Genomic DNA, 26,923 nt, shown 5'->3' with positions numbered 1-26,923 from the left:
ACAGATAATGAAAAAGATAGTTCTTTTCGCTTCGGGTTCAGGCTCTAATGTCGAAAACATTGTTAATTATTTCAAAAAAAATGAAACGGTCGAAATAATCAAGGTTTATACAAACAATCCAAAAGCCTATGTTATTGAACGTTGCGGAAAACTTGGACTACCCTGCTCAATTTTCAGTCGAAAAGAGTTTGTGGAGAATCTTGCCGTTTTAGACGAATTAAAGACTCTAAAACCAGACCTTATTGTACTTGCCGGATTCCTTTGGTTAATCCCAAAGGCGTATGTTGAAGCATTTCCAAAACAGATAATTAATATACATCCCGCCCTATTACCAAAATACGGAGGCAAGGGCATGTACGGATCGCATGTGCACAAGGCTGTTGTTGCAAACAATGAAGTGGAATCGGGAATAACAATCCATTACGTTAACGACAAATACGACGAGGGCCAGGTGATAAAACAGGTGAAATGCAGTATAACAAGAGAAGATTGCGCTGATGATGTTGCTGAGAAGGTGCATCAGTTGGAATACTCCCATTTTCCTGCAACTATAAATGAAATCCTAAATTAAAATCACTCTTTTAGTTTATTTTTAAACATAGAAGATCAAGCGTGAATTTTCTACTCTAAAAAAATGGACTAATATTTGCAAATTAACCTAACAAATAAAAAAACACACATTATGAAGAAAATAATTCCAACAGCATTTATTGCAGCTTTAATACTAATGGGTTGCGATAGCATGAGTATCACCACAGACTATGACCACTCAGTTGATTTCAACACCCATCAAACATTTAGTTTCTTAGGGTGGCACGAAGACAGCGATGAAATAGTCAACAAATTTGAAAGAGACCGTTGGGAGAAAGCATTTTTAGAGCAGTTTACAAAAAGAGGCTATAAATATGTTGAAGACAATGGGGAGATTGTGGTTTCGCTATTTCTTGTTGTAGATGCAAAAACAGGCAAGAATGCCTATACAACCCACATTGGCGGTGGCTATGGCTACGGTTATGGCTGGGGTTGGGGAATGGGTATGGGCACATCCTACACCACTATTGAAGAATATGATTACAATGTTGGCACCTTAGTGGTTGATGTTTTTGATGGCCAATCGAAACAACTTATTTGGCAAGGTGTAGGTTCCGACACCGTTGAAGAAAATCCAAAAAAACGTGCCTCTAAGATACCTTACGTGGCACGAAACATCATGTACAAATACCCTATCAAACCAGGTAAGAGATAATTACTCTATATAACAAGCACACTAATTCCGTCATTGATTAATACATTTAATCTCTGACGGAATTATTTTTTTTTAAAGTATCTTCACTTTAAATATCTTACTTAAAAACATCTTTATGAGCATATCAGATACAAGCATCGAAAAAAAAGCAATTACGGTCTCCATGCTTAGTGCTTTATCCTTTTCTATTTTAGGATTTGGGTTTTCTTTATTCTCATCATCACAAGCTGTCTTATTGGATGCTGCGTTTAATCTGATATCGGCAGTAACTGTATTCTTTGGACTTAAAATATCTAATCTGGTTAATGCACCAATTTCATTTAAACGACCCGCTGGTTACGTAGCGCTCGAACCGTTATATATACTTATAAAAGGCTTTATAGTATTTGGCTTAACATCCTTTGTTGTTGTTAGTAATATCATTCTGCTCTTGAATGGCGGCAACGAACTAAAACTTGGCGCTATTATCATTTATTTGCTAGTTGCACTAGTTGGCAATATAATAACCTATCTATATCTTAAAGTTCAGGTTAAAAAAACGGACTCGCCTATCGTTTTAATTGAAACGGAAAACTGGATGATTAATACTTTGATTACAGCCAGTATTGCTGCCTCTTTTGTTGCGGCATTCCTATTGAAAGATGGCTTTTTAAGCCCCTACATTAAATACATGGATCAAGTAGTAGTAATAGCAGTAGGATTACTTACAATATCGGTTCCGATTAGAGCAATGAATACTGGAACAAAGGAACTTTTACTCAGTGGTCAAGATGAGGCCACACAACTTGATATTGAAAAACTAATCGATAATGAATTGGAACACGATAAAATTGAACGCTACAAAGCGTACATATTAAAAACCGGGCGTAGAAGGTGGGTTACAGTATATTTGACTCCAAGTCAAAAAAACCTACAACTGACTTATAGCGATAAGCTAAAAGGTAGAATAACGAAAGCCATCTCAACATTCTATTCAAATGTTGATGTTGAGATTATTCTGACCGAAAGAGCTTAAAACTGATTTAACGGAATGCTATCAAGTTGGAGCTTTAAAGGCTGAATAAATACATTAAACGTATCTCTATTCTCTTCCTTAACGGGATTTACTGGTGGAGCATCAATTTTTAAAGGATCGACAGGCTTACCATTTTTAAACACTCGAAAATCCAGGTGCGGTCCAGTAGATAAACCGGTAGAACCAACATATCCTATTAACTGACCTTGTTGCACATGAACACCCTTAGCCATTCCTTTGGCAAAACCTTTTAGATGCATATATACGGTTGTATAAACGCTGTTATGCTTTATTTTTAGGTAGTTTCCTCCACCTCGTTTCTGATAACCTTTTACCGAGATACGTCCATCGCCCAAAGCGTAAACTGGCGTACCTGAAGGTGCGGCATAATCGATGCCATGATGCGGACGTCGTATTTTCAGAACGGGATGTAAACGACTATGCGAAAAGCGACTACTAATACGCGAGAATTTCAAAGGAGCTTTCAAAAAAGCTTTTCGCAAACTCTGCCCATCTTCATCAAAAAAGTTCCAAACACTGTCTTCCTCAAAATTAAAGGCATAGTAATCTTTGCCTCGATGATGAAACAGTGCAGCACGAATCTCACCTACTCCAATACTTACACTATCAACAAATTGCTCATCGTACAATACCTTGAAATTATCCCCTTTTTCAATTCCAAAGAAATCAACTGTCCACGCAAATATCTCCGACAATTCAATGGCCAATAAAGGATTTACCCCATTATCCGACATGGCATTCCATAATGAAGAGTTAATAACACCCGAAGCCACCTTTGGAACAACCACAGTTTCTTTTATGTCGCGATACACATCAATAGAGTCAGCTAGCGAAACCACCATGTAATCGGTATTATCAATCTCATAAACGAAGTGCTGTAAACTTCGTAAACTATCTTTAGAGTAAAATACTGAATAGTTGTTACCGACTTTTATTTTACGAACATCAAAAACAGGCTTTGAGGCTTCTACAATTTTATGGATGGTAGGATAATCCACTCCGGCTTTTAGGAAAATATCGGCTAAAAACTGGTTTCGTTTCACCTTATTCGCAACAATCTCGAAGGTGTCCAATGGCAATCCATATAGCAATTCTGGCTCGGGTAATTCAATAATGGCTAATGAATCAATCGTTTCGTCCGTTACAATCGAACGGGGGTGCTTATATCGATGGATACCAAAATAGATAGCTGGGATTAATACTAAAACAGCCAATACAATTAAATAGACAGAACGCTTCTTCATGACAAAATTAGGTGTAATATTTTTATCGGACTAAAGGCAAAAACACTCGTCTCTGCCGCTAAAATCCGATGGATGCACTAAGATATACTTTATAACTTTAATCCGAAAAATATATTTTGTCCCAAACCAATATTTCATTTATATCTTGATCTTATCAAAACCTTGACCATACACTCCCATAACGGTACCAACCGTAATAAAAGCTTCGTCATCAATCTGCTTAACCACCTTAAAAATCATTTGGGTTTCGCTCTTACGTGCTATCACCATCAATACTTTGCGTTCCTCACCTGAATACCCGCCAACACCATTTAGTACAGTTAAGCCGCGATTAGCATCAAAAATAACCGACTTACGTATTTCATCGGGTTTGGATGAGATAATAAAAAACTGCACGGTCTGCTTATTACCCGATATAACCATGTCCACCGTATACGCCAAAATTGCCATGGTCATAAATCCGTAAACAACCGTCTCGATTGAGGATGATTGAAGTAAGAAATAAGAAGAAGAAATAATAATGGCATCCATGCCGAGCAAAAGGCGCCCCAGACTGATGTTCTTATATTTATTAATGATCATGGCAATGATATCAACCCCGCCGGTACTACCTCCATTCACAAACACAATACCTGCCCCAAGACCTCCAAGAATACCACCTATGATAGCATTCATCATGAGCTCCGAAACAATTGGCTCAGTAAACATTGGACTTAGAAAGGATAAAAAGCCCGAAAACACCAGGACACAATAAATGGTTTTAATACCAAAGGAAGCCCCCAAAATGCGGATGGCTAGAAGAATCAAACCAGCATTAATCACCAAGGTTGTTAAACCAACATCCCAGCCCGTAAGAAAGTATATAATGGTAGCAATACCTGTTAAACCTCCACCCACAATTTTAGCCGGAATCAAGAAACCGGTCCAACCCAAAGTTCCAACACCTAAGCCAATGGTAAGCATCACGTAACTTCGTATCTCTTTTAATACAGTAGTTTTATTTTTCATATGATTATATTTTCTTTCAATTGTCTCCCGATAGCTATCGGGATGGAACTCGCCACCATAGTCATTCTCCTGTGTGAGAAAACTTTTCTCATGGCTCGTTTCATATGTTCATATTATTTACTCATCGGATGAATATAAGGTGATAAGTTATATTCATCCGATGAGCTATTTAAAAAAAGCCCACAAGAAAAAATCCTTGCGGGCTTTGAGATTTTTTGAGAAAATCAATCCTCCTTATTTTAAAAAGCTAATAGCCAAAAGCTGATAGCTATCAGCATTGTTTTTAGCCCACTACTATATTGATAATCTTTTTAGGAACAACGATTACTTTACGAACCGTTTTCCCATCTAACCATTTAGCTGACGAATCGTGTGCCAAAACAGTTGCTTCAATGTCCTTTGGATTCATGTCAGCAGGTAAATCAAGCTTAAAGCGCATTTTACCATTGAATGAAACCGGATAAGTTACAGATGACTCAACCACTAGAGCAGGATTAAATTCAGGCCAAGCTGTATCGCAAACTGTTGAATCATGACCTAATGCATGCCATAACTCTTCACTTATATGTGGTGCAAATGGTGCCAATAAAGCCAATAACTGCTCTAAAATCTCGCGTTTATTACATTTTAAGTCGTTCAGTTCGTTTACACAAATCATGAAGGCACTTACACAAGTATTAAACGAGAAACGCTCCACATCATCGCTGATCTTTTTGATGGTACGGTGTAGTACTTTTAACTCATCGGGCGTTGCTTTTTCGTCACTTACTTTCAGAGTTTCACCATCGTAGAATAAGCGCCATGTCTTTTTCAAGAACTTATGAACCCCGTCGATACCATTTGTATCCCAAGGCTTACTTTGCTCCAAAGGACCAAGGAACATTTCGTACAAACGAAGTGTATCAGCACCGTAATCAGCAATGATATCATCTGGATTAACCACGTTGTACATCGACTTTGACATCTTCTCAACAGCCCATCCACACACATACTTTCCATTCTCAAGTACGAACTCAGCATCGGCATAATCTGGACTCCACTTTTTGAAAGCCTCCATATCCAACTCATCGTTTCGTACAATGTTCACATCCACGTGAATGTCTGTCACATCATAATCCTTACGCAAACCATGCGACACAAACTTGTTTGTGCCTTTAACTCGATAAACAAAATTTGAACGCCCTTGGATCATTCCCTGGTTGATCAACTTCTTGTAAGGCTCATCTTTAATCACCTTACCCATATCGAACAAGAACTTATTCCAGAATCGCGAATAAATTAAGTGACCCGTTGCATGCTCGGTTCCACCGATGTAAAGATCAACATCTTGCCAGTACTCGTTAGCTTCTTTACCAACCAATGCCTTATCATTCTTTGGATCCATGTAACGTAGATAATACGCTGATGAACCTGCGAAACCAGGCATGGTATTTAATTCTAAAGGATAGCCGTCTTCCGTTTGCCAATCCTTAGCACGCCCCAATGGTGGCTCTCCTTGTTCGGTTGGTAAATATTTATCAATCTCAGGCAAAGTCAATGGTAATTTTTCCTCGTCTAACATGTAAGGTATGTTATCCTTGTAATAAACTGGGAATGGCTCACCCCAATAACGCTGACGACTAAAAATTGCATCGCGCAGGCGGAAATTGGTTTTAACCTTACCTATGTTCTTTTCTTTGATGTATTCCTTTGTTTTGGCAATTCCTTCTTTTACGTCTAATCCGTTTAAGATATCGGAATTAACCATTGTACCTTCTTTGGAGTCGATTGAATCTTCCCATGTAGCTGTATCTGTTTCTTCGGCTCCAACAGGTATTACCACCTGACGGATTGGTAAATCGAACTGACGTGCAAAGGCAAAATCGCGCGAATCGTGCGCAGGAACGGCCATGATAGCACCTGTTCCATAACCAGCTAATACGTAATCGCTAATCCAAACCGGAATTTCTTCGTTTGTTAATGGATTAATGGCATACGATCCTGAGAATACTCCAGTTACTTTTTTAACCTCTGCCAATCGCTCACGCTCGGTACGTTTATTAGTCTCAACAATGTAGGCATCAACAGCAGCACGCTGTTCTGGCTTAGTTAATTGATCAACCAGCTCACTCTCTGGCGCCAACACCATAAAAGTTACACCATAAACCGTATCGGCACGTGTGGTAAAGATTTCCATGTTAACATCCGAATCCTTCACCTTGAAAGTCATTTCAGCACCTTCGGAACGACCGATCCAATTTCGCTGAATTTCTTTTAACGAATCACTCCAGTCAACCTTATCCAAGCCTGTTAACAAACGTTCGGCATAAGCCGAAACACGCAATGACCATTGGCGCATCACCTTTTGCTCAACCGGATGACCCCCGCGAACCGAAAGACCTTCTTTCACCTCATCGTTGGCCAATACAGTGCCTAAAGCAGGACACCAGTTTACCATTGTATCGGCCAAATAAGCCAAACGGTAATTTAATAATATCTCTTGTTGTTCTTTGTCTGTTTTAGCTTTCCACTGCTCAGCAGTAAATTCTAATTCTTCGCTGCAAGCCACATTCAAACCATTGGTTCCAACAGATGCAAATGCTTCGGCCAACTCAGAAATCGGACGCGCTTGCTTGGCCTGATTGCAATAGTAATGGTTGAACATTTGGATAAAAGCCCACTGTGTCCACTTGTAATAATCAGGGTCACATGTTTTTACTTCACGATCCCAATCGTAACAAAAACCAATTTTATCTAGTTGCTCGCGGTAGCGCGTTAAGTTATTTTCGGTGGTGATGGCCGGGTGCTGTCCCGTTTGAATGGCATATTGCTCAGCAGGCAAACCATAAGCATCGTAGCCCATTGGATGCAACACGTTGAAACCATTCAATCGCTTGTATCGACTGTAAATATCAGAGGCAATGTATCCGAGCGGGTGACCAACGTGTAATCCAGCTCCCGATGGGTAAGGAAACATATCGAGCACATAAAATTTTGGTCGACTGTTATCAACCTCAACTTTGTACGTTTTATTATCGTCCCAATACTTTTGCCATTTTTGTTCTAGTTCCTTAAAATTGTATTCCATGATATTTATTGAATGGTCGTAAATACTTCGCTTTTCTTTCAGCCTGCGAAATTACTAAAACTTATCCTTTTTACAGAACTGAAAATCGTGATTTTAAACACAAAGAACTAGAAGTTCAATACATATCAGAACTTAGTTAAACGTAATGAAGAAAAATCTTTATTAAGAACTCGCTTCAAGCATCCAAAATGGATTCTCCTTAAATTGCAACCATTGCGCCATCAATTGCTCTTTGACATCAACCAACAAAACGTGATTAGTACTCAAATTCTCATTACTCTTGGTGATTTCGTCGATGTAACAAAGTAGATTCCAACACATGCTAAATTGCCCACATGCAATAATAGAATTGAGCATGTCTTGTTTCTCTAACTCATCCTTGGTAAACCACAAGGTGGTTCCCATGCTTGATGCCGTATCAGCAACGTTCTGCATTGCTTCTGACGGAATTAATTCCTTTGGAATGGTGTTATTTTTAATTTTGGATAGCAGCTTCTCTTCGCCATGACGCAATTCATATATCGCATTCATTATACGGCGGTTCTTCCACGTTTTATCCTGATAAATGCGGTTGTAATTCAAACGGCGAATGTGCTTCAAAAACACGTCCATGTTCATTTGTAAGAGTGAGCTGGCGCGATTCATTATCATGTTCTCAAACACTACCAGACGAAGTTTCAACAATTTCCTGATAGGTTTAAGAAAAGCTTGAGGCACATCAAACTTCTTGGGCAACTTGAGCAAAAAGTGAGACAATAAAAACACGATTAAATTAAAAATTACCACCGCAGATGCTGCTGCACTCCATCCAGTCAGTTCATTTTTTAAGCTAAAAAATAAGCCTGCTATGGAGCCAAGCAAAGCCAGAGAATTAACGATTAATATAGCTCGAGGCGTCATTCTGCGCCACCAACTCTTCTTGGTTTTCCAAGGCGAATAATCTTCCATATAGGGACTCGTCACATCCGACATAATTAATAAGTCCATTACATTGGCATCATCTGGCTTTTTGCCCTCGTTCTTTTTCATTCGATCCTCGGCCAACAATAAAGGTTCAATCCCTTGATTATCTACAATGCCGCCATCCATTAATCCAATGGGATCTTTTTTCTCTTCAAAGAAAATACGCGAAGCATCACTTGCTTCCAAATCAAAATCATCAGGAAAAACAATTGGTTCAAACCCACCCGGAAAACAGGAGGAAGCCGCCAATATATCTGCCATGCGAATATCCTTTGCCACCTGCTCTGGTATTCGGTAATAATAATTTCCAATAATGCCTTTATCGGGCTTCTCCTCAGAAGTCTGTTTCATTGTTTCGCTTACCTGAAAACGAAATTGCAAGGCATTGTCAAACTCGGTTGCATTAAATGAGATATGTTTGAGATGAATATCGGGTGTGCTTTCTAAAATTCGCGAGAATTTCTCTTCGGCAAATAATTCACTATTGTACAAATCGGCAAATGCTTCGATCAAACCATTGCTGCGTTTTTTATCCCAGTCGTTACTTTTAATCAGGTTATCGAGACTATGTTCAATCAAATCGAGCCGACTCATGAAACCATACAAATCCTCATAAATCGTTTCAAAACTTTCGCCCCGCTTAATGCCTACAGAATAGCGCGCACCAGCAATGGTTCCTCCCGAAATAGTTGAAAGTGCAATCACACTATCTAATAGTGGTTGATCCTTGATTTTTATATGATTCAGATAGCTTAGCACACCCAAGCTAAACGATGCTGCGCGAAAGCCACCTCCCGAAAAGGCCAGACCAATTTTAAGTTTTTGTGGTTCCATAATCCAATAATCTATTAACGATAAATAGGATTATAAAACTAAGAGTATTCTGATAATACAGCAAGTTTTATTTTGCTCTAGCACAAATCAAGCATCAAATACCTTGTTATTTTTTCAATTTCGAATGGAAATTAATCGATACACCGTGTACTTTTACTTTTCAGCACTGAAACAACATTGTACACCGTGTACTTTCGTATTTCAGGAGTAAAACAAGCAAGTACACCCTGTACTTTCACTTTTCTGGATAAAAACACCATTGTACACTGTGTACTTTTACATTTCCGAATGGAAACAAGCAAGTACACCGTGTCGTTTGCAATTCCGGATGGAAAGGAGCAAGTACATCGTGTACTTTAATATTTTCGGAGAGAAGCAGGTACACCGTGTATCGACACAAATGGGAAAAGTAAAAATGCCACTTGTTTTCAAATTGTCCTATCTTTAATTGTTCGGCTCGGGCTAAACTCGCGTCATAAATCACCTCCTAGAAGCAGCATCTAATATTAATTTTTCACCAGCTCTCTTATGTTCTTTTGGTAATCGTGAGTTTAGTATTGACTCTAAGTAAACACCTAATTTTTCATCATAATCTAATTGAGGCATCTCATGACTATTTGGGAACGAGACTAATTTGGAGAAAACTTTAAGTTCATTTACCTCCTTTGAATAATCATCAATTATTCTATCAATATTAACCATTGTGTTAAAATATCCATCGCGATCTTTGTAATAAAAAGGATAGATTTTATGAATTGCTTTTGAATTCAATATTTGACTTAATATTAAATTATCAGAAATACCACACGAATGCCCCAAAACAAAAACATTAAACTCTTCTGAATTTAGGTGCTTTTTTAATATCTCTTCATTCTTTGTGAATAAATAGTTAAACTTCTTGATGTTTCGAACGAAGTTATTGTCATTTTCATTTAATAAGTCTTTAGATTCTTTATCATCTGCAGCATATCCAAAGATTATTGGATTATCTATATTATTTAGCTCACCATGTATCTGTATTAACTCAATATCTGAATTTGTCTCACTCAAATATTCTTTGACTGTGTTTGTGTAGTTAAAGTTAACAATGACCGTATTCTTGCCTGAGAAGCTCCCGAAGAAATTTGTATAATTTTCATTTCTAACAAACCTTTTTTCTTCACCCTGCAAATAGTGATGTAAACATTGCTTAATATCTTCAAAATGTTCATTTAATTCTTTCGAGGTATTATAGCGGTTTGCGTACCGATACTTATTTTGCAAATATGCTTTATCTTTGATATTCTTCAAAATATCAAAATATACACTTTCAATGTCACTCCAAATTCCGGCCTCACTGTAATTAAAAGCTTCAAGCAACATATTAGTATTACTCCTTATACTCGAAGCCTCATATTTATCACTAGATTCTTTTATATCACTTAAAAAATGATAGTAAGCAGTTTTAAGGTCATGCGCTAAATCAAAACCATTTCCAATAATTATTAGATTCCTCATATCATTATATAGTTTCTATACCAACATACCCCACCAATTTCTCATTTATAAAATACTTCCAGCCGCCTTCGCAACTCACCCGAGAGAATTCTGGCATCTCTTGCGGGAAGCTTTCCATGCCGGTACTTGTAACTATTAATAAAGTCCCGTTATTCGAATCTTCTAATTCAAACTTAACAATACCTTGTCCTGTATAGCCTTCGTAACGCCAATCGTAAGTAATGCTACACATCTTCTCTACTTCTATTATTTCCCACAAATGCATAAATTGCCGCTCACCAGCATCCACATTAAAACGTGTACTAAAACCCACTTCAGCTTTAAAATCGGGTATTTCAGCAAAGAACCATTGACGCATTAAAGTAGGCTCGGTGATGATCTCCCAAAGACGATCTCGTGAAATATTAAATGTTTGTTTGACAATAATTGGCTTTGCCATAATTAGCTAATAAGTAGAATATCGAATAGGCTAACTATTCATTTTCTTTATCCTTTTTAATCAGATTGTAAATGGTTGATTTACCCATATCCAATTTATCAGCCACCTTCAATACATTGTTGTTGTATTTTTTCAGGTAGTGACGGATTATTTTCTCGGTATACTCCTTTAGTGTTAGTTCTTCTGAGAATATCTCAGTATCGCCTTGGGTTGAATTAAACACAATGTGTTCCTCATCAATAATCTCACCATTGGTCAACACTGCGCCTAATTCAACAACAGCTTTTAACTCGCGCACATTACCCGGGAAACGGTAATTCAATATTTTCTTCTTGGCCTTTGGTGTTAACTCCAGCTTTTTTAAGCCATTTTCTTTACAAAAGGCCTTAATAAAATGCTGGGTTAATAATATTGTATCGTTACGTCTATCTTTCAAAGGCGGCAACTGAATAGGCAAACCGAGCAAACGATAATAGAGGTCTTCTCTAAAATTACCTTGACGTACCTCATCGGCCAAATCACGATTGGTAGCGGTAATAATACGCGTATTAATTTTTATCACGCCACTTCCACCAACGCGGGTTATCTCACGCTCCTGTAATACACGGAGCAACTTAACCTGAAGGTTGAAATCCATTTCGCCAATCTCGTCCAGAAACACGGTACCTCCATCGGCTTCTTCAAACTTACCCTTCTTGGTTGTAATGGCTCCGGTAAATGCTCCCTTTTCGTGACCAAACAATTCGCTTTCGATCAATTCGCGCGGAATGGCTCCCATGTTCACCGCAATAAAAGGTTTACTTTTTCTAGGCGAATTATAATGAACCGTTTTGGCTATTAACTCCTTACCTGTACCTGTTTCGCCATATACCGAAACATTTATATTTGGCACTTTAATGGCTTTATCGATCAAGGCAAACACCTCTTTTATGGCCGGACTATCTCCAATAATCGCATTTTTATATTGGTACTTATGCCCAATCTCTGTCTTTAACTGGGTAATCTCATTCTTAAGATTCTTTTGCTTTTTAATGTTCTGAATGCTATGAAGTAACCTTTCCTTAATGTTACCATCTTTGGTGATGTAATCGTATGCACCTTCTTTCAATAACTGAACGGCTGTTGAGATGTCATCCTGTCCTGATATGACAATCACATCAATTTCAGGATTAAAGCGTTTGATCTTTTTAAGAATTTCGTTTCCGGTTAAATCAGGCAATCCTAAATCAAGTGTAACAACATCAGGGTCGTCGCCTAAATTTTTAATAAAATCTTTACCATTAAAATAGGATACCACCTCATAATCAGGATTCAGCTTTAACGTATGTTCAATCAACCTATTAAACACCTTATCATCCTCAATAACGTTAATCTTCATACCTCTACACTTTAAACATTTCCAATAAGCATTACCTTTGCGATAATTGGTTTTGACTTGATAATTGGTAAATTTAAAAATTGTTTTAACTCTATAAGGCTATTTTTAATGATTTATGAAATATTTTTAGCCGAAATGAGTTTTATATCTTGATTAAGAATTACGTTGATATTCCATGATTTTTCGAAAAATTACTATAATACTTAGTTTGGTTCTTTTGGTTGGGTGTAGCACAAAAAAAAACACTTGGCTAAGTCGCAACTATCATAATCTGACCGCCTACTATAATGTCTACTACAACGGCCGTGAAAGTCTTAAAAACGGAGTTAAAGCCATTCAAGATAATTGTCAGAACGACTATTCTGACATTCTACCACTTTTTGAATCGTCGGATGCTGATGCCATTTCGATTGCAACTGGCGATATGGATAGGGCTATCGAGAAAGGAACAAAATTAATCAAGAAACATTCCATTACGGCCAAACCTAAAAAACGATCAGGATCAAAAAACAGTCGGTCTGCCGAATTTTATAATCGCAAAGAATACAATGACTGGGTTGACAATGCCTATCTGATGATTGGTAAAGCTCAGCTTTACAAGCATGAATTTTTACCTGCCATCCGAACGTTTCAATATGTTGCCCGAGAGTTTAATAATACACCTGCACAGTACGAGGCGCTTATTTGGTTAGCTCGAACCTATACCGAATACAACGATTACATTGGGGCACTCTCGGCTTTGGAGAGTTACGATTTAGGCGGCAATGCGCCCGAAGAACTATACGGTGAATTCATGGCCGTTTATGCCAATCTTCTTCTTAAACAAGAAAAATACGCTGATGCGATTCCCTACATTAAGAACAGCCTGACAACAGCAAAAAAACACAGACGTGTTCGCTTCAACTACATTCTTGGCCAACTCTATGCTGCCAACAATCAAAAGTCGCAAGCCACTGAAGCCTTTGCTTATGTTGCCAAAGTTAGTACCGATTATGAAATGACTTTTAATGCAAAAGTCAATCGCGCATCAATTATTTATGAAGATGCCAACATTGAAGAAGTAAAAAAGCAACTGCACAAGCTGAGAAAAGACAAGAAGAACAAGGACTATTTAGATCGTATTTATTGGGCTTTCGGACAAGTTTTTGAAGGTGAAGGAAATACTGACGAAGCACTACATTATTATAAAAAATCTGTAGCAAGCAGTGTTGACAATGAAAACCAAAAAGGTATTTCATACAGAGAGGCTGGTGAGATTTATTATGACAGAATGGACTTCCCTAATGCCTACTTTTATTACGATAGCGCCCTAACAGTAATTGATCAGGATTACGAGTTGTACGACCAACTTGAGGAGCGCCATAACGGATTGAGCGGTCTTGTTGATCACATTTTGATTGTACAACGCGAAGACAGTTTGCAGCGATTGGCAGATATGAGCGAACCTGTTTTATTGGCCTATCTCGATGGCATAATCGAAACCAAGGAAGAAGAACAGCGTTTGGCCAAAGAGCGCGAAGAAGAAGATAATTTCAACGATCCTTTTTTCTATCAAAATTCAGGAAGTAATTCTGCCATGAATCAGAGTGGTGGCAAATGGTATTTCTACAATCAAGCCTCCATGGGAATGGGAAAAATGGAGTTCCAGAAACGATGGGGTAAGCGTAAACTTGAAGATAATTGGAGGCGAAGTGATAAAAGCAAGGTTCAAGAAGAGGAAGATGATTTTGGGGATCCATCAGCTTTGCCTGATTTAAACAGTCCGGAGCAAGACACTAAATCTGCCGATGAACCAGCAAACAAAGTGGATGTACCAGCAAATAATGCAACTGCAATTCCAACACGAGCGCAACTATTAGCTGATATTCCGCAAACGGAAGAACAACGAGTGGCATCAGATGAGCTGACCGAAAATTCGTTAATGGAAATGGGACTTATATTTATGGATGGATTAGAAAATTATCCTAAATCCATTGAGTCCTTCGAAGATTTATTATCCCGCTATCCACAAGCCAAATCGCGTGAGCAAGTTTTGGTAGCCTTATACAATGCCTATCGCCTTAATAACGATACGGGAGGAATGACCTCTGCCCGAAACCGATTAGAACAAGAATTCCCTGACAGTCGATTTGTAGCTTCACTTAACGATCCTGATTTCTTCAATAAGATGATTGAAATGAAGAAACAACAGGAATTAGCCTATGAGAATACATATGAGAATTTCTTATTTGGAAAATACAATGAGGTAATAAATGAGGCCAACGAAATAGTTCTTACTGATAAAGAAAACCCTCTTACCGACAAGTATTTATTAATTCGTGCCTTGTCTGAAGGTAAAACAGGCAATAACGAAGCATTCAAAGCAGATTTGGAAACCATTGTAGGAAGAGATGAGAACAGTGAAGAAGCCGCTCTTGCAAGCCAATTACTTAAGCTACTAGCGGATGGTATGCAACCGGTTCAAGGCACTACCTATTCAAGTGTTCCAAGCACCAGTCAGAAATCATTAACTAAAGATGATACCTCCGACGAAAGCGAAGGAGACATTTCGAGTGAAGGCTTTGTTTATGTTGAGAATGAAGCCTACGACATAGTGGTATTATCTATTGATAAAACGAACCTTAACAGAGCCATATATAATGTGGCTGACTACAACTTCTCGCGTTATCTATTACACGATTTTGGCATTAGTGAAAAAGTACTTATCAATGGAGAAACAGCGATTGTCATTTCTGGATTCAAGAACAAGTCGGAAGCAATGGATTACTTCTATTCATTGCGCGAGCGCCCTGAGTTTTTCAAATTTGATTTCTTTAAGGACAATATTCTTGCGATATCAACTTCGAATCAGAACAAATTCTATCTGTCGGGTTTAATCAAAGAATACACACTCTTCTTTGCGACCTATTATTTGGCACCTGTTGAAAAATCAGAGCTGGAAAAGGTTAGCGTTAAACCTGAGGAGACCCAAAAACCAGATGAGGTATTTGCAGAACCAACAAAGGAACAAGCTACAAGCACTGCGGAATTAGAACAGAGCGAGGCCGTTCCTGAAACGATAGAACCAGTTGCTAATGTACCTGATCCTGTTGAGGCCGAAGTCATTGAAGAAACAAGACCTGAAAAGGCAGAAGTAGACCAAAATGTTCAGGAAAACAGTGTTCAAAGGGAGGAAGCTATCGAACCTGTTGTTGAAAAGGTTGAAGAAGCGCCTTTATATACATATAATGCAGAGCAAGCACATCACGCTTTAATTGTAGTTAAAAAAACACGCATGGACTACAAGCGTTTTCAAACTATATTTACCAATTTTACACGAAACGATTATGGTGACAAACTAAGTGTTACTATGGTTGATATTGGTGAGGATTACCGGGCGATTCAGGTAGATGGTTTTAAAAACGCTAACGAAGCAACGGCCTATATCTCCGATGTTAAAAACAATAGTTTCTTAACGAGAGACATAATTCGTAAAGAACATTACCTATGGCCTGTCTCATCTGATAACTTACAAAACCTAATGACTAAATCTCTTGTTAAAGAATACGACAACTTTTACAAAAGCAATTACAAGTAATTATTAATCTTCAAGTATCTTATACATGAGCGATAGCAACATTAAGATTTTATGGGTAGATGATGAGATAGAACATTTGCGTGCGCACATTCTGTTTCTGAAGGAGAAAGGATATAATGTTGAAACAGCTACGAATGGACAAGATGCTCTATCGATGGTTGAAACATCGTTTTACGATTTAATATTTTTGGATGAAAACATGCCGGGACTATCTGGGCTTGAAACACTGAATCATTTGAAAGAGATGCGGTCCGAGATACCGGTCATCATGATCACCAAGAGCGAAGAAGAAGACATCATGGATCAGGCCATTGGTAATAAAATTGCCGATTACCTCATCAAGCCTGTCAACCCAAGACAAATTTTGCTTTCCATTAAAAAGAATCTGGATACAAAGGAATTGGTTACCAAAACAACCACCTCTGGTTATCAATCGCAATTCGGGCAAATCGCCCTTAAAATAAACGACTCATTTACTCACAAAGATTGGGTAGAAGTTTACAAGCGTTTGGTATATTGGGAATTGGAACTGGAACAAGGCGATGGCGCAATGGATGAAGTATTGCGCATGCAGAAAGCTGAGGCCAACCAAAGCTTTACGCGATTTATAAAGAATAACTATTTAGATTGGCTTGCTGGTGAAGATGCACCTCTCTTATCGCATCAACTGGTAAAGCAATCCGTTTTACCTTTGCTTGAGCAAAAAAAGAAAGTATTCTTTATCGTGATCGACAATTTTCGATACGACCAATGGGAAGTATTGAAAAAAGTCATTTCGGCAGATTACCTGATTGAAGATGACAATCCCTACTTCAGCATATTACCAACGGCAACACAATACGCCCGAAACTCAATATTCTCAGGCCTACTACCCTCTCAGATAAAAGAAATGTTCCCTCAATTTTGGGTCGACGACGATCAGGAAGAAGGTAAAAACATGTATGAATCAGAATTGCTTGGCACCTTATTCGATCGCTTTCGCAAGAAAGTAAATTATAGCTATCACAAGATATCGGACAGCGCTGGTGGTAAAAACTTACTCGACAACTTACACGAGCTGATGAATAATGATTTAAATGCGGTTGTCTTTAATTTTGTAGATATGTTATCGCATGCCCGCACCGAAGTGAAGATGATAAAAGAACTGGCGCGTGATGAAGCAGCTTATCGTTCTCTCACACAATCGTGGTATAACCATTCGCCTCTTCACGAATTATTGCAACGCTTAAAATCGGAAGACGTTACAATTGTATTAACCACCGATCATGGTACTACTCGGGTTCAAAATGCAGTGAAGGTAATTGGTGATCGCAATGTGAATACCAACCTACGTTACAAGCAGGGTAAAAACTTAAATTACAAAGCAAAAGAGGTATTTGAGATAAAGGATCCTAAAAAAGCATTCTTGCCAAGGCCAAACGTTTCTAGCTCTTACATCTTTGCTTGCAACAACGATTTTTTCGCATATCCAAATAATTATAACTATTACGTCAGCTATTATCGCGACACCTTTCAACATGGTGGCGTTTCACTTGAGGAGATGATTATTCCTTGCGTGACATTAAAAGGTCGTAATTAATAGATGAAATTTCGCTGGCTTCTGTTATTTTTGCAGCATATAATTATTAAACATGAATACATTTTACATCGATTCACTTGAAACCATTGATGAGGTAGCTAAAGAATTCCTAGCGCATTATAAAAATGAAAAAGTGATTGCTTTTTATGGTGAGATGGGAGTTGGCAAAACCACCTTCATCAAATCATTGTGCAAAAATTTACAAGTAGAAGACACGGTTAACAGTCCAAGTTTTGCGATTGTTAATGAGTACCATACTCCAGAAGAAGATATTGTTTATCACTTTGATTTCTATCGTTTAAAGGAAGAAAGTGAAGCCTACGATATGGGTTACGAAGATTATTTATATTCAGGTCACTTCTGCATGATTGAATGGCCCGAAAAGATAAGCTCTTTACTACCAAACGGAAGACTTGATTTGCACTTAACTGAAGAAAGTGATGGCAGACGCAAACTAACTGTTACTAAACAATAAACCGTTGTAATATTTCAAGTTTTTTTTCACTATATTGAAACGCATAACTAGGAAAGGTTTTATACGAATTAGATATCCAGATGGGCGAAAAATCACCTTATTTTCCAATGAGTCAGACTCACCTTTTACCAAGGGAAGAAATGTTGGAGACAGGAAGAAGAAAGAAAAAGGTAACAATTGGAATACCTAAAGACTCTTCTACTTTCGAAAACCGCGTTCCGCTTACACCTCAAGGCGTAGAATTGCTAACCGAAAATGGGCATACCATATATTTGGAATCGGGGGCTGGTGATCGTAGCCATTTTTTTGACCATGACTTTTCAGAATGTGGTGCAATCATATCTAAAAAAACAGAAGTTTTCAAAGCTGATATTATTCTAAAGGTATCAGCTCTAACGAGTGAGGAAATTGACTTTTTACAACCCAACCAGGTTGTGATCTCCTTGTTACACATGTATAATCAATCGCGTGAAACCATTCAACATTTAATGGACAAACGCGTTAATGCCATTGGTTTTGAAATACTAAAAGATGCCTTTGATTGCTTCCCTGTAGTACGTAGCATGAGTGAAATAGAGGGAGCTGCATCTGTAATGATAGCAAGTGAATATTTAAGTAAAGCCTTTAATGGGAAAGGAGTACTGTTAGGCGGAGTCACTGGAATATCTCCATCGGAATTAGTAATATTAGGCGCAGGTACTGCTGGAGAGTTTGCCGCCCGGGCCGCTCTTGGCTTAGGAGCTACCGTTAAGGTATTTGACAATTCGTACCACAAGCTACGAGAGTTAGAACGAAATTTGGGACAGCGCATATTCACTTCAGTCTTACACCCTCAGTCACTTACCAAAGCCTTGCAAAGTGCAGATGCAGTTATTGGCAGCCTTCGTTATCTCCAGCGTGGACATACTTTTATGGTAAGCGAAGAGCAAGTTTCACAAATGAAAAAGGGATCTATCATTATTGATTTAAGTATGGATCAAGGCGGTTGCATTGAAACCAGTAAGTGTACAAACTATGACAGACCAACTTTTAATAAGCATGGTGTCATTCACTATTGCGTACCAAACATTGCTTCTCGTGTTTCAAAAACAGCTTCCATTGCATTGAGTAATATTTTTACACCCATCCTTTTACGCTTAGGTGAAGTAGGTGGCATTCAAAACCTTATTAAAGAGGAAGTTGGAGTAAGCCATGGTATTTATATCTACAAAGGAATATTAACCAACGATTTAATTGGGAATCGATTTAACATACCGTCGAAAGACATTGGCTTATTAATGGCTGCGTTTTAATCTAATGCAGCATTGGACACCTCCGATTTTACCCGAACTACCTCGTAGGGAATGGTAAATCGGAAACAGGCACCTTTCGTATAGTTTTTATCTAACCAAATTTGACCACCAAGTGTATCAATGTATTTTTTGGAGATAGCCAAACCAAGGCCATTTCCACCAAACTCAGGATTATAGCTTGTAGAAACCTGTCTGAACATATCAAATATAACACTCTCTTTACCTTCAGGTACACCAATACCCGTATCCTTAACATAGAAATGTAAGTAATCGGCTTCATACGAACATCCGAAACTAATATCACCAGTACTGGTAAATTTCAAAGCGTTATCCAATAAGTGATTTAACACCTTTAATAAAGCATCCTGATCAGTATATACCTCTTTTACTTTCTCAAGCGATTCCTCAGTAAACTCAATTCTCACATTTTTCTGAAGCGTATTTGCCTCATTTCTATAATGAATCAACAGCTGAGTCATTAAATCTTTCAAACTAAACCTACTTGGGCCTTCTTGTAGTAGGCGTGTCTGTAATTTGGATATATCAATCAAGTTATCCATCACCTTAAGCAACTGAAGTCCATTAACATTAATGATATTAATATATTCTTCGCGCTCTTCGGAACTTAATTCTTCTGATCGAAGCAACTCTAAGAATCCAAGAATAACATTCATAGGAGTTCGAAGCTCATGACTCAAATTAGCCAAGAAGGTGGACTTTAACTGATCATACTCCTGCGATTTCAATTGAATTCGATTGAGTTCACCTAGTGATTCATCCAGCTTTTTATTCTTCTCTTTAAGCGCACGATGCATTAATTCCAGCTCGATATTGCGCTTTTCAACTTCATCTTTTGCTGATAAATGCTCGATCTCTGTACTCATTCTGGCTGTATACAAGTACATCAGTGACTCAATGGTTTTCACCAGCTTTTTATTCAATGGCTTTTTGAAAAGCGCAACTAATATGCCATTAGGCTCATAACTTGAATTAAAAAGCGGAACACCAATATATCCCTCCACTCCATTTTTAGCAAGAGCCCTATCTTTTGGAAACAATTGAGCAACCGACTTTGGAAAACTACAAGTCTTCTTGCCAATCACACGTTCACAAGGACTATCAGAAAGATCGTAAATGAAATTTTCTTTTAACAGTTTACCATTGGCAAATACCAAAGTTGATACCTGATTGGTATTCTTAAGATATTTTCCGATTAAAACATAATTGGCGCCGGTCAATTCACACAAGCGAGGTGCGATGTGCTGAAAGAACTGCCTTCCGATGTACCTATTATTAGGTGCAAAAATTTCATAAACAGTTGACTCAACTGCTTGAAATCTTTTCAAGGCTGTTTCTTTCTTATAAAACCACTTCTTCCAACTCATTCTTAATCATTAATTATCCGAGAAATTAGGTAAAAGACATTAGCTACCAAAGTTTTTTTGACCAGTTGTTTAAATTGCTAGTCTGACGCCTTATTCTTAACCATAAATGAATCATAAGATTTGGAAAACTTATTTAGTAACCAGCCGCTTGACCATCCTTTCTCGACTCTGATGCTCCTACGTAAACGCCATTTTTAGCATCGTACCAAATAGCCTGATAACCGCCATATTCGCCAGGTGAAAAGCAAACGCGATGCCCCATTTTGGTCAATTCTAAAATCTGCTGAGCATCAAAGCCTGTTTCAATGTGTATTTCTCCCTTTCCCTTTTTAGCCTCGCCTGTTGGCTTGGATGAGCCATCATGACTGTACCTCGGCGCATCACCAGCTTCTTGCACATTCATACCAAAATCTAATATATTCATGATAATCTGCGTATGCCCCTGAGGCTGAAAATCACCGCCCATCACTCCAAAACTCATCACAGGCTTATTATCTTTCGTAACAAAGGCTGGAATAATTGTATGAAATGGTCTTTTGCCAGGTGCATATACATTGGCATCTCCTTCATTTAAAGAAAAAAGCTCACCTCTATCTTGCAACATAAAACCCAAACCCGAAGGCACCATTCCCGAACCCATGCCTCTGTAATTACTTTGTATCAGCGACACCATATTTCCCCATTGATCAGCTACCGTTAAATAAACGGTTTCACCTTTACTTATACTTCCGGCATCATAAAAAGCTGCCTTATTTTCATCAATCAATTGCCGCCTGGTTTCTCCATAAGCATCTGAAATTAATTCATCAACTGGCACATTCGCAAAGTTCATGTCAGCATAATATTTGGCTCTATCCTCAAAAGCCAATTTCTTAGCTTCAGTTGCCAAATGAAGGTGGCGAGCTGTTCCATATTCATGCTCTTCAAACTCATACCCTTTTAGGATACTCAACATCTGAAGCGCAGTAATACCTTGTCCGTTTGGTGGCAATTCCCATACATCGTAGCCGCGATAGTTAACTGAAACAGGTGTCACCCATTCACTTTTATGTCGTTTTAAATCTTCCCTGGAAAGAAAACCGCCCTGCTCCTCCATGAAGTCTTCAATAAGCTTGGCTATTTCGCCCTTATAAAAAGCATCGCGACCATCTTTAGCAAGTAATCGATACGTATTTGCTAATCCTTTATTTTTAAAGAGCTCACCCTTTTCCGGAGCTTGCCCATCAATTCCATATGTTTCAACAACATTAGGATAGTCTTTAAACTTCTCAAATGATCGTCCCCAATAGTAGGCGATAAGTTCAGATAAAGGAAATCCTTGCTCAGCGTAATCAATAGCTGGGGCCAAAATATCGGCCATTGGCATTGATCCAAACTTATCGTGTAATTCAAACCATCCATCAACACAGCCTGGCACACTTACTGGCAATGGTCCAAAAGCAGGAATCTTGGAATACCCCTCCTTCTTAAAATAATCCAATGTAAGTGCCATTGGTGATCGACCACTGCCGTTTAAACCATACAATTGTTGTGTTTTTGCATCCCACACTATGGCAAATATATCACCCCCAATTCCTGAACCTGTTGGCTCCATCAGGCCTAATGCTGCATTAGTTGCAATGGCAGCATCTACGGCTGTACCACCACGTTTAAGAATATCTAAGCCAATCTGTGTTGCCAAAGGCTGCGAGGAACAGACCATCCCATTTTTAGCAATCACCTCACTTCGCGTAGCAAAATTCTTACCTGTTATACGATCTTGAGAAAACAGTTGGTTAGCAATCGTCAAACTTAAAAAAAGCAATAATGTGAGTTTCATAGCGAGTTAATTTATGCGGATTTATGGACAACAAAATTACAATCCATTAAACACAAATATATTCTTCTTTAAAAGTATAAAAAAACTGCAGAAGAAAAAGTCCAATCACTTTTCTTCTGCAGTTTCATATCATAAGAATCAACCACTTATGCTCTCGCTAACTTACTTTCAGGACGATTTATGTAATTATAAAAAATCCCTACTAATAAATGACTATCCATATCCGGTCGGATTGGTATCACCAAATCTACAAATGTGTCTTTAAAAGAAATTTGCAATTCGTTTTTCTTCGGAAAGTCAATACTTCCTACTTTGTTGTGTGTTCTTATTTCCCCCAGTGCTGCAATCAATTGTAAAACCATCTTTCCCCTATTTTTTTGATTGTATAAAACCGTCCACTGTTTTGTTTTTTGTTCGATGTAAAAGTAGAACAGATCACGACTGTAACCAAGCAAAAGAGAGGCTATTACACGAGTTCAGGACATTGAGGTGACAAATAAACTGTTCATGTAGATAAAAATAAACGCACTTACATAAACACCCTAAAAACAATGATAAACGAAGCCAATATGGGCAAAAATGCAATCCTAACGCCTTGATATCAGATACATAACCACATATTCATTTATTTATATACATACCTTGACCATAGATTCACCTCAAGGTTACGTGGTTTTATCAATAAAAAACAACAATTACTCCAATGCGATTTCTAAATTTGTTCCTGATTGGTTAGCCAAAATCATGATTTCATTACATTAAATTACTGTTTCGCCATGACGAATTAGAAGAAATAGCATTATAAAAGTACATTTGCACACCTTATACAATACATATAGCGATGCGCATAACAACACATTCTTTTTTCTTACTCACATTATTTACCTGCCTTTCATTCATAGCAAATGCCCAAAACAAATTCACAATTAGCGGAAGGGTTAGCGAAGCTGATACTGGTGAAGATTTAATAGGTGTAACCATATACACTTCCGATCAAGCCAACGGAACAATGACTAATACTTATGGATTCTACTCTTTGACACTACCCGAAGGTGATTATCAAATTCTTTTTAGTTTCATTGGTTATCAAACACAAACTATAAGCATTAGCCTAACCAGCAACCAACAAATCAATGTTGAACTAGGCAATGCCGATACAAAACTTAACGAGGTAGTTGTTAAGGCCGAAAAGAAAGATGAGAACTTAAGTGCAACGAAAATGGGTGTCGAAAAGCTTGACATGAAAGATGTTGGTAAATTACCTGTTTTATTTGGTGAGCGAGATGTACTAAAAACCATCCAACTTCTACCAGGCATAAGCACTGTATCGGAAGGTGGTAATGGTTTTAGCGTGCGCGGTGGCTCCATCGACCAAAACCTGATTTTATTAGATGAAGCTCCGGTTTATAGCGCATCGCATTTGATGGGTTTCTTCTCCGTTTTCAATCCGGATGCGATCAAAGGAATGACAGTTTATAAAGGAGGTATCCCAGCTAATTATGGTGGTAGAGCCGCATCGGTGCTCGACATAACCATGCGCGATGGAAACAGTAAAAATTTCTCAGCATCGGGCGGCATCGGTTTAATCTCATCTCGCTTAACCCTTGAAGGCCCCATCGTAGAAGACAAAGTTTCGTTTATTGTATCGGGTCGCCGCAGTTATGCCGACATAGCGGCCAAATCAGCCGGCATTATCGAATCGGGTGCTGATCTTTATTTTTACGATTTAAATGCCAAACTTAATTACAAAATAAATGATAAAAACAGATTGTTTCTTTCAGGCTATTTTGGCCTCGACGACTTTGGCTTTGAGGACATGGGGATGAACTGGGGCAATACAACTGGCACACTACGATGGAACCATTTATTCAGTAATAAGCTATTTTTTAATGCAACATTTATCTACAGCAATTACAATTACGGTTTTAATTTTGGAGATAAGGGAAGTATGTCTTCGGGCATTAAAGATTACGGATTAAAACTAGACTTCACTTTATATGCCAATGCTAACAATACTATGAAATTTGGATCCGATGATACTTACCACAATTTCTATCCTGGTGAATTCTTATTTGAGGAAAACACGATACCCGACATTAAAGTAGCAAAAAAGCAAGCTTTAGAAAATTCGATATACTTTACCAACACTCAAAAAATAAACAGCAAATTAACAGCTGATTACGGAATACGCCTATCCTTTTTTGAACAGTTAGGCGAAGGATACAACACAACTTATAATGACAACAACCAAATTATTGATCAGGAATATTTTGCAAAAGGTAAAATTATGCAAACATACTTTGAACCTGAACCGAGAGTTTCGCTTAATTACCGTATGAACACAAAAAGTTCGGTAAAAGCTTCGTACAACCGAATGGCACAGTACATGCATATGTTATCCAATAGCACATCGGGTCAGCCAACAGACACTTGGATGCCGAGTACATCAAACGTTAGGCCAACAACTGTTGATCAATATTCAATAGGCTATTTCCGTAACTTCAACGATAATACCTTTAAATTCTCAATAGAATCGTACTATAAAAACATGAATGACATCACCGATTACAAAGATGGAACTGAGGTGATGCTTAACGAGGATATCGAATCGTATATATTGCAAGGAAAAGGCAGAAGTTATGGGGCTGAATTCTATTTAAAAAAGAAATATGGCAAGCTCACCGGTTGGCTGAGTTACACACTCTCGAAAACAGAAAATCAAATAGACGGTATCAATCAAGGTAATTGGTACAATTCGGCTTATGATAAAACACACGATATATCAATCGTAGCTAGTTATCAACTTTCAAAACGCGTATCTCTTTCAACCAACTGGGTATATTATACAGGTAACGCTGTCACTTTCCCAAGCGGGAAATATGAATTCGATAATAACCAAATACCCTACTTCACAGAACGAAATGGATACAGAATGCCCGATTATCATCGTCTGGATTTAAACCTACATTTGGAGGGTAAAGGCACAAAGAGGTTTAATTCAAGCTGGGACTTCTCATTATACAATGCCTACAACCAAATGAACGCTTACTCCATTAATTTTAGAGAAAGTGTTGATGAACCAGGCTCTACAGAAGCAGTTAAACTCAGTCTATTTGGTATCGTTCCTTCAATAACCTGGAACTTTAAATTTTAATTCTCAAAGCTAGCATCATGATTTATAAGACATATATAACAATCCTTTTCGCATCTATTCTTCTCTTATCATTTACAAGTTGCGAAGAAATAATCGACATTGACTTAAATAGCTCCAATCCTAGTATAGTGATTGATGGCGACATACAACCCAAGCAAAATGCCCAAGTCCGTTTAAGTTATACCAATGATTATTTCAACAAAGAAAATCCAAAGTACGAAACCAATGCCACCATTACAATCTCTAATTCAGAAGGCATTTCGGAAACACTTCAACATATTTCTGATGGGCTATATACAAGCCAATTTATGCGAGGTGATGTTGGTCAGGAGTATACAATTAAGGTGGATTTGAACAACGAGACATTTGAAGGAAAGTCAACAATGATGACTCCAACCAAGATATTGAAACTGTCGCAAGTTAAATCGGGCACCCCCCACCAAGGAGACAAGGAAAGTTATGGCCTTGAGATGCAGTTGACCAATAACCCTGAAGAAGATAATTACTACTTAATTAAATTCTTTAAAAACGGGGCATTACAAGAAGAGCGATACAATGCAATTCCACAGGATATTTTTGCACAAGATGAAGTTATCGTTTATTCACCCGTTTTACCAAGTTTTGAAGTTGGTGATGAAGTAATCGTGAAAGCTTATTCTATTGATGAAAGCACTTATACCTATTATTCACAATTAGCTGAGATTACCAGCGAAAGACCCGGCGGAACCACACCCTACAATCCAGAATCTAATCTAGGCCCTAATATCCTAGGTTATTTCAGAGCTTGGTCGTCAGATAGCCAAAGCATTACGATACAGACAATGGAATAAATAAAACGTTACTGAATTTAAAAACATAAACGTAGATCGTTAAAGAATAACTAACCTTTCATAAATTTTTACGGTATTCTGCGCAGATTTTTTACCTTTG

The 26,923-nt window shown here is 38.0% G+C and carries 19 protein-coding genes; 9 read left to right on the top strand and 10 right to left on the bottom strand.

Translation table 11 applies throughout. From position 1 onward, the window contains the following. The first annotated feature begins 7 nt into the window (after positions 1–7). The 3 genes from purN to ACRD7B_RS05960 all read left to right on the top strand — a co-directional run bounded on the left by purN (position 8) and on the right by ACRD7B_RS05960 (position 2,261). Positions 8–571, top strand: a complete 564-nt coding sequence (gene purN / locus ACRD7B_RS05970; protein WP_430823567.1) for a phosphoribosylglycinamide formyltransferase — start codon at positions 8–10, stop codon at positions 569–571. Between the two features lie 111 nt (positions 572–682). After that, positions 683–1,246 carry a DUF4136 domain-containing protein gene (locus ACRD7B_RS05965; RefSeq protein ID WP_430823565.1) on the top strand — a complete coding sequence of 188 codons (564 nt, stop codon included), beginning with the start codon at positions 683–685 and terminating at the stop codon, positions 1,244–1,246. A 115-nt stretch (positions 1,247–1,361) separates the two neighbouring features. Continuing rightward, a complete protein-coding gene (locus ACRD7B_RS05960) occupies positions 1,362–2,261 on the top strand; it encodes a cation efflux transmembrane domain-containing protein (RefSeq protein ID WP_430823564.1) in 900 nt (299 codons plus the stop codon). Here the strand turns inward: ACRD7B_RS05960 and ACRD7B_RS05955 are convergent. The 7 genes from ACRD7B_RS05955 to ACRD7B_RS05925 form a co-directional block, all read right to left on the bottom strand. Then, positions 2,258–3,526 (bottom strand): M23 family metallopeptidase, encoded by a 1,269-nt coding sequence (locus ACRD7B_RS05955; protein ID WP_430823563.1) that lies wholly within the window; start codon positions 3,524–3,526, stop codon positions 2,258–2,260. The genes ACRD7B_RS05960 and ACRD7B_RS05955 overlap by 4 nt on opposite strands. A gap of 138 nt (positions 3,527–3,664) precedes the next feature. Beyond that, positions 3,665–4,534 carry a YitT family protein gene (locus ACRD7B_RS05950; RefSeq protein ID WP_430823562.1) on the bottom strand — a complete coding sequence of 290 codons (870 nt, stop codon included), beginning with the start codon at positions 4,532–4,534 and terminating at the stop codon, positions 3,665–3,667. Positions 4,535–4,817: 283 nt separating this feature from the next. Beyond that, positions 4,818–7,601 carry a leucine--tRNA ligase gene (gene leuS, locus ACRD7B_RS05945; RefSeq protein WP_430823561.1) on the bottom strand — a complete coding sequence of 928 codons (2,784 nt, stop codon included), beginning with the start codon at positions 7,599–7,601 and terminating at the stop codon, positions 4,818–4,820. A gap of 162 nt (positions 7,602–7,763) precedes the next feature. Next, entirely contained in the window at positions 7,764–9,398 is a 1,635-nt protein-coding gene (locus tag ACRD7B_RS05940) for a patatin-like phospholipase family protein (protein ID WP_430823560.1), read from the bottom strand. Between the two features lie 480 nt (positions 9,399–9,878). Continuing rightward, positions 9,879–10,895, bottom strand: a complete 1,017-nt coding sequence (locus ACRD7B_RS05935) for an AbiH family protein (RefSeq protein WP_430823559.1) — start codon at positions 10,893–10,895, stop codon at positions 9,879–9,881. 4 nt (positions 10,896–10,899) lie between these two features. Further along, positions 10,900–11,334 (bottom strand): SRPBCC family protein, encoded by a 435-nt coding sequence (locus ACRD7B_RS05930; protein WP_430823558.1) that lies wholly within the window; start codon positions 11,332–11,334, stop codon positions 10,900–10,902. Positions 11,335–11,368: 34 nt separating this feature from the next. After that, on the bottom strand, positions 11,369–12,712 hold the full coding sequence (locus ACRD7B_RS05925; RefSeq protein ID WP_430823557.1) for a sigma-54-dependent transcriptional regulator: 1,344 nt from the start codon (positions 12,710–12,712) through the stop codon (positions 11,369–11,371). Positions 12,713–12,887: 175 nt separating this feature from the next. Here ACRD7B_RS05925 and porW point away from each other — a divergent pair, with 175 nt between their 5' ends. The 4 genes from porW (at position 12,888) to ACRD7B_RS05905 (ending at position 19,635) form a co-directional block, all read left to right on the top strand. Continuing rightward, a complete protein-coding gene (porW, locus tag ACRD7B_RS05920) occupies positions 12,888–16,289 on the top strand; it encodes a type IX secretion system periplasmic lipoprotein PorW/SprE (protein WP_430823556.1) in 3,402 nt (1,133 codons plus the stop codon). A gap of 25 nt (positions 16,290–16,314) precedes the next feature. Continuing rightward, a complete protein-coding gene (gene porX, locus ACRD7B_RS05915) occupies positions 16,315–17,868 on the top strand; it encodes a T9SS response regulator signal transducer PorX (protein WP_430823555.1) in 1,554 nt (517 codons plus the stop codon). A gap of 52 nt (positions 17,869–17,920) precedes the next feature. Then, positions 17,921–18,343 (top strand): tRNA (adenosine(37)-N6)-threonylcarbamoyltransferase complex ATPase subunit type 1 TsaE, encoded by a 423-nt coding sequence (gene tsaE, locus ACRD7B_RS05910; protein WP_430823554.1) that lies wholly within the window; start codon positions 17,921–17,923, stop codon positions 18,341–18,343. Between the two features lie 80 nt (positions 18,344–18,423). Continuing rightward, positions 18,424–19,635: an alanine dehydrogenase gene (locus tag ACRD7B_RS05905; RefSeq protein WP_430823553.1), complete on the top strand. Its 1,212-nt coding sequence runs from the start codon at positions 18,424–18,426 to the stop codon at positions 19,633–19,635. Here the strand turns inward: ACRD7B_RS05905 and ACRD7B_RS05900 are convergent. The 3 genes from ACRD7B_RS05900 to ACRD7B_RS05890 form a co-directional block, all read right to left on the bottom strand. After that, positions 19,632–21,020 (bottom strand): sensor histidine kinase, encoded by a 1,389-nt coding sequence (locus tag ACRD7B_RS05900; RefSeq protein WP_430823552.1) that lies wholly within the window; start codon positions 21,018–21,020, stop codon positions 19,632–19,634. The two genes, ACRD7B_RS05905 and ACRD7B_RS05900, sit on opposite strands and share 4 nt — an antisense overlap. Before the next feature lie 133 nt (positions 21,021–21,153). Continuing rightward, entirely contained in the window at positions 21,154–22,839 is a 1,686-nt protein-coding gene (gene ggt / locus ACRD7B_RS05895; protein ID WP_430823551.1) for a gamma-glutamyltransferase, read from the bottom strand. A gap of 146 nt (positions 22,840–22,985) precedes the next feature. Continuing rightward, positions 22,986–23,201: a hypothetical protein gene (locus ACRD7B_RS05890; RefSeq protein ID WP_430823550.1), complete on the bottom strand. Its 216-nt coding sequence runs from the start codon at positions 23,199–23,201 to the stop codon at positions 22,986–22,988. 479 nt (positions 23,202–23,680) lie between these two features. Here ACRD7B_RS05890 and ACRD7B_RS05885 point away from each other — a divergent pair, with 479 nt between their 5' ends. Then, complete coding sequence (locus ACRD7B_RS05885; protein WP_430823549.1) at positions 23,681–25,993, top strand: TonB-dependent receptor; 2,313 nt, start codon at positions 23,681–23,683, stop codon at positions 25,991–25,993. Positions 25,994–26,010: 17 nt separating this feature from the next. Beyond that, entirely contained in the window at positions 26,011–26,823 is an 813-nt protein-coding gene (locus ACRD7B_RS05880) for a DUF4249 family protein (RefSeq protein ID WP_430823548.1), read from the top strand. The last annotated feature ends 100 nt before the right edge of the window (positions 26,824–26,923 follow it).

Source organism: Carboxylicivirga fragile (assembly GCF_050589805.1).
Lineage (GTDB): Bacteria > Bacteroidota > Bacteroidia > Bacteroidales > Marinilabiliaceae > Carboxylicivirga > Carboxylicivirga fragile.
The sequence above is the reverse complement of the archived record's forward strand: the minus strand, read 5'-3'. Positions and strand labels throughout refer to the sequence as shown.